The sequence below is a fragment of the Dehalococcoides sp. genome, assembly GCF_041654235.1.
Lineage (GTDB): Bacteria > Chloroflexota > Dehalococcoidia > Dehalococcoidales > Dehalococcoidaceae > Dehalococcoides > Dehalococcoides mccartyi_B.
Genome location: NZ_JBAZDW010000072.1, coordinates 1 through 5,709 on the forward strand (window position 1 = coordinate 1; position 5,709 = coordinate 5,709).

At 43.9% G+C, this 5,709-nt stretch carries 7 protein-coding genes and 2 tRNA genes; 4 read left to right on the forward strand and 5 right to left on the reverse strand.

The annotated features are described in order from the left end of the window. A partial coding sequence (locus tag WC259_RS07315) for a ferritin-like domain-containing protein (protein ID WP_372643950.1) occupies window positions 1-386 on the forward strand: 386 nt, incomplete at its 5' end. A gap of 29 nt (window positions 387-415) precedes the next feature. After that, a complete protein-coding gene (locus WC259_RS07320; RefSeq protein ID WP_011309398.1) occupies window positions 416-994 on the forward strand; it encodes a superoxide dismutase in 579 nt (192 codons plus the stop codon). Window positions 995-1,091: 97 nt separating this feature from the next. Here the strand turns inward: WC259_RS07320 and WC259_RS07325 are convergent, their stop codons facing one another. The 4 genes from WC259_RS07325 to WC259_RS07340 form a co-directional block, all read right to left on the reverse strand. Then, window positions 1,092-1,862: a zinc-ribbon domain-containing protein gene (locus WC259_RS07325; protein ID WP_011309399.1), complete on the reverse strand. Its 771-nt coding sequence runs from the start codon at window positions 1,860-1,862 to the stop codon at window positions 1,092-1,094. 194 nt (window positions 1,863-2,056) lie between these two features. Then, a tRNA-Arg gene (locus WC259_RS07330) sits at window positions 2,057-2,132 on the reverse strand. Between the two features lie 15 nt (window positions 2,133-2,147). Beyond that, window positions 2,148-2,223: transfer RNA gene (locus WC259_RS07335), tRNA-His, on the reverse strand. Window positions 2,224-2,294: 71 nt separating this feature from the next. After that, window positions 2,295-2,579: a Smr/MutS family protein gene (locus WC259_RS07340; protein ID WP_226988215.1), complete on the reverse strand. Its 285-nt coding sequence runs from the start codon at window positions 2,577-2,579 to the stop codon at window positions 2,295-2,297. Between the two features lie 173 nt (window positions 2,580-2,752). On the opposite strand from WC259_RS07340, the gene hisF reads away from it, so the two are divergent. Continuing rightward, entirely contained in the window at window positions 2,753-3,559 is an 807-nt protein-coding gene (gene hisF, locus WC259_RS07345) for an imidazole glycerol phosphate synthase subunit HisF (protein WP_011309401.1), read from the forward strand. 58 nt (window positions 3,560-3,617) lie between these two features. Beyond that, window positions 3,618-4,670, forward strand: a complete 1,053-nt coding sequence (locus tag WC259_RS07350; protein WP_011309402.1) for a DUF128 domain-containing protein — start codon at window positions 3,618-3,620, stop codon at window positions 4,668-4,670. Between the two features lie 53 nt (window positions 4,671-4,723). On the opposite strand, the gene WC259_RS07355 is transcribed toward WC259_RS07350, so the two are convergent. Then, the coding region (locus WC259_RS07355; RefSeq protein WP_372643956.1) for a MiaB/RimO family radical SAM methylthiotransferase at window positions 4,724-5,709 on the reverse strand (986 nt) is incomplete at its 5' end.

Genomic DNA, 5,709 nt, shown 5'->3' on the forward strand with positions numbered 1-5,709 from the left:
ATATTACTACTGAAAACCTGAGTTGGGGCATAAAACACGAATACACTGTTATCATCCAGTATCTGCTTCAATCTTACTCAGCTAAAAACGAAGAAACCCGAAAAGAACTTCAGGATCAGGCTATAAACGAAATGCAGCACATGGGCTGGCTGTCAGAAAAAATGATAGATAAAAAAGGCCACCCCCATCTGGAACATGATAAATTTGAAAAAACCCGTGATCATACCAAAATGCTCAAGGCAGACATAGAGTTAGAACACAAGGTAGCCGATAAATATGACCAATCTGCTGCCCAAACAAACGAAAGTGATGTCAAAGAACTTTTCCAGAAGCTGGCAACCCACGAACGTTACCACGCTGAAATATTCAAAGACCTTTTGGAATAAAAATATATTACACTTCGGAGGAACAGGCTATGTACACTGCACGTGACTATTCTGCCCTGACTGGTATTGAAGGGTTTTCTGATACCCTGCTTAAAAACCATTTTACTTTATACCAAGGTTATGTAAACAACACCAACAAACTTGCGGATACTTTAAAGGCCATGCTTGAGGAAGGTAAAACAGCTACGCCGGAATATGCTGAGCTCAAACGCCGTTTCGGGTTTGAATTTGACGGTATGCGTTTGCACGAATACTATTTTTCTAACCTTGGAAAATCTGTACCCCTATCAGAAACGGGCAAATTCTACCAGGCACTGGCAGCAGAATTCGGTAGTTACCAGCTCTGGGAAGCAGACTTTAAAGCTACCTCCGCTATGCGGGGCATAGGCTGGGTAATACTCTATAAAGACCCTCAGACCGGACGCCTGTTTAACCAGTGGATAAACGAGCATGAAGCCGGGCATCTGGCAGGTGCCACCCCGATACTGGTAATAGACGTATTTGAACATGCCTTCCTGACAGATTACGGGCTGAAACGAGCAGAATACATTGCTGCCTTTATAAAAAATATAAACTGGTCTGAGGTGGAAAAACGTTTCCTGATATAAACTTATTCTTAATATCCCAAAAAACCAAAGGGCAGTATTTCTACTGCCCTTTGGCATACACTTCTGGTATATTTTGAAACCCTAAAACGGTTATAAGTTAGTCAACCGGTATATCAGTCATATAGGATTGCACGATACCGGTTTCAGGAAACCAATAATAGACTGTTGTCCCTACCATAGCTTCGCATAGTATATAAGAATATCCATCTGCATGCCCCCATGAAATACAGGCAGATACCAGATATCCGTCTTCCATAGCCGCTTTTTGTACTCTCAGAGCAGTAGCATATTGGTCATCAGCGTAACTATATTCAGTTTGTTTATGGCTGCTTGCCCACAGTTGTAGTTTATTAAGAGACTCAAAATTTCTAAGCGGATATTTTGCCTGAATGGCTGAAAGCTCATCTTCGGTAGTTGCTAATTGCGCTTCAGATAAACTAAGCTGGTTGTTTACATCCTGAATAGTACTCTGGGCAGCAGCAAGGTCTGACTGCAATCCGGTCTTATCTGCATTAAGCCCGCTAATAGTTTCTTGCTGGGTATCAATAGTATTACTGTCATCTATATACTTATAGCCTAAAAACCCAGTGCTTATGATAGCTAATGCCAAGAAAGCCGAAAGCAGTGTAACCGGCATGTTGGTTTTTTTCTTTTGGGGTGCAGGGCTCCATACGGAAGCACCATTTGAAAATGATGATACACCTGTTTCACCCATGGGTGTTTTTGGGGCAATTTGCTCAACTGCCGCCGGCTGGGTTATTACAGTTTTGTCTTCAGTCAGTTGCATTTTCTCCTGTTTTGCACCGCATGATTTACAAAATAAATCATCATCAGACATGGCGTTTCCGCATTTTGGACAATACGACATCTTCTAACCTCTCATATTTGGATACCTTGGGTATTATAGTCTTGCGTTAGCTATAGCTGTCAAGATATTCATAATGAATATTTTCAAACCAAACCAATACTTAAATCTATAAATATATATTTGCCATTAGTTATAGCAACAATAAAAAAACCCCCGACAAAATACCGTCAGGGGTTTAAATTTAGCTTTAAATTTGGCGCGCCTAGAGGGATTCGAACCCACGACCCTCGGTTCCGAAGACCGATGCTCTATCCACTGAGCTATAGGCGCAGGCCGCTTTGAAAATGGGGTGAGTGATGGGACTTGAACCCACGATCTCCAGGGCCACAACCTGGTGCCTTAACCGCTAGGCCACACTCACCAAAACCACCCGTATTATAGCCAAAACTGGCCTATCATTTCAATTTATTCTTGAAACTGGCAAATTTAGCTTTAACGCCTTTCCAGATAAGCGATAGTTACGCCCGAACCGCCCTCTCCATACTCTCCTAAACGGTAAGACTGAACAAGCGAATGCCCTTTTAGTTCATCCCAAACCAGCCCGCGGATTACACCGCCGCTTTTTCCGTGTATAATTTTTATAACCATATGCCCTGCCATGAACGCATCATTTAAGTATTGTTTAAAGGCCGGCAAGGCCTCATCAACAGTCAGGTGACGCAGGCTTATTTCATTGGGAACGTTGTCAGGGCGGCTTCGCTTCAAATTATATGGCATAAGATATCTTAGCATCATGCCCATGTGCGGGCAATATTACGGTAATGTTGCCGTATATTATCAAGTAACCGCCTTTACTTTAAACCTTCAAATGACATACTATTCCCTTATGGGTTAATAAATATACCTGCATTGAAATACTTTGCCCTAAAATAATACATATTGGTGACAAGTTGAAACCGATAAAAATTATCCCCTGTTTAGATGTCAAAGATGGCCGCGTGGTCAAAGAAATCAAGTTTACAGATATGGCCGATGCCAGAGACCCGGCTGAAGCGGCTTTTGTTTATTCCAAACAAGGGGCAGATGAGTTGGCTTTTCTGGATATAACAGCCACTATTGAAAATAGTTCTATCCATACGGATTGGGTAAAAAAGATTATATCCAAAACAAGTTTGCCCTTAATTGCGGGCGGGGGCATCAGAAACCTTCAGGATATTGAAAATCTGTTTACTCTGGGCGTAAGCAAAGTAGCGTTAAATACCATTACTCCCCAAAATCAAGAATTTATTCGTAAGGCGGTAGCCAGATTCGGCAGTGAACGGATAATAGTAGCTATAGACGGTATCAAAAATCCACCGGGAAACGGACACTCCCGTCTTGAAACTGTTATGCCGAATGGTGATGATACACACAATCTGGAACTGGTGGACTGGGCAAAACAGGTGGAAGCATTGGGGGCAGGTGCTATTTTGCTTACCAGCAAGGATACAGACGGAACCAAAGACGGTTTTGACCTGGAAATGATTAGAGCTGTAACCCGGGCAGTAAGCATACCGGTAATAGCTTCCGGGGGCGCCGGCAAGCTGGAGGATATGTATGCTGCCATAATCGAAGGCAAGGCTCAGGCTGTGCTGGCGGCTTCAGTATTTCATTCCGGCATCATAAACATATCGGAACTGAAAACATATTTGCATTCAAAAGGTATTCCGGTAAATATACCGCACAAAAAATATACATCCCCTTCTAAAAGCAAATAGTATAATATTTATAAGACATTACGGCAACCTGTTGCCGAAGATAACGGGCGCTGTTACAATGAATAAAAACCTTACACCGAGGATGAATTTGATAAAACAAGACGGGCGCGAAGTAGAACGTGAAAAATTAGCCATTTTACGTGTTTTGGCCAGTTGCCAGACTCCTGTTGGCAGCAAGATTATTGCCCGCCGACTGAAGAATGAATACGGTATTGACCTTTCAGAGCGGGCAGTCCGTTATCACCTGATATTGCTTGATGAAAGAAATATGAGCTGCAAAATAAGCCGCCGTGACGGCAGAAGCATTACCCAGCTTGGTCTTGAGGAACTGGGGAATGCCATGGTCACTGACAAAGTAGGTTTTGTAATCGACAAGATTGAACGTCTGGCCTATATGACGGATTTTGATTTAGACAACCTTAGCGGTATGGTGCCGGTGAATATATCCTTCTTTGCCAAGGACCAATTCAAACCGGCACTTCGGGCTATGGCACAGGCATACAAAGCCAATTTATGTGTAAGTGATCTGGTTTGCATTGCACATGAAGGGGACAAGATTTCGGATATTACCGTCCCCGAAGGACAGGTTGCCTTTGCTACTGTCTGTTCCATTGTAATAAACGGCACGCTTCTCAAGGCCGGTATCCCTATGGATTCACGTTTCGGGGGCACTCTGCAGTTCCATCAGCACAAACCCTGGCGCTTTACAGACATGATTTATTATACAGGGTCATCGCTGGACCCGTCAGAAATATTTATTGCCAGCCGAATGACCAGTGTTTCAGAGGTAGCCCGAAGGGGTGAGGGTAAAGTATTATGTAATTTCCGTGAAATACCCGCCGTAAGCCTGCCGCTGGCTGAAAAGATAATAGCCAAGCTGAAAAATGCGGGGATTAACGGGGTATTGGTGATAGGTGAAGCCGGTAAATCCATCTGTGAGATGCCGGTAGGCCTGAACAAGGTGGGTATGATAATGATGGGCGGGCTTAACCCGGTAGCCTCGGCGGTAGAAAGTAATATACCGGCCGCCAGCCATGCCATGAGCGGCTTGGTACCTTACAGCAGTTTTACAAGCTACTGGGAGGCGGCGGGGCTTAAGAAACCTGTTTAAACAAACACTATCTGTAAGGGTACTGTTTTTATAAATACAACCCGTTTACAGCACTAAACCTGTGAAGCTATTTCACTGGATAGTACCCCGTCAGCATATACTTTAGCCAGCTTCACTCGCGAAATAGTATTAGTCGGCTTTTCTGTAAATTTGCCATATACCCGTATATAGTCAGGGGTATAGCCAAACCAAAGACCATCTTTCATTTTGTTCTCCCAGAGTACTTCCTTTTCCAAATCCCTGCTCTGGCGGCAATACTCCAAACTGGCATTTTTGGCCGCAAGCATCATCCCAGACAGACGTGTTTTTATTACCACAGGGTCTACTTTATCCGTCAGCTGTGATGCCATTGTACCCGGACGCTCGGAATACGGGAAAGGATGCACCCGTGCAAAACCTGCCTGCTCCACATATTTCAAGCTACATGCAAAATCTTCATCGGTTTCTCCAGGAAAACCTACTATCATATCGGTAGTGACAGCCACATCCGGAATCTGCCTGCGGATAGCTTCCAATGTACTGGTATAGTCCGTCAGACTGTAAGGGCGATTCATTAAACCCAGGATGCGGTCACTGCCGCTTTGCAGAGCCATATGAAAATGGTTACACAATCTCCGGTTTTTCCAGAGAGCTAAAAGCGGAAGGGTTATTTCGTTTGGCTGAAGAGAAGACAACCGCAGGCGAGGTATTCTGGTACGTTCCAGTATAGCTTCAATCAGCCCTGCCAGATTAAACCCGCTGGATGTATACTCACCTATTTCCGTGCCGGTAAGCACAATTTCCTGATACCCTTCAGCCTGTCTCAAGTTTATTTCGCTGATTATGTCATCCACCCCGCGGCAGTTTTTATACCGCCTTACAAAAGGTACTATGCAGTATGTACAAAAGTTATCACACCCGTCCTGTATCTTTATAAAACTGCGGGTTCTGCCTTTTTCATATAAAGCCGAAGCGCTGTTTTCAAGAGGGAAAAGCCTGACAATATTATTAACAATATCCGTTTTCTGCCGGTTATCCAGTATCAGATTAGCATCAGGGC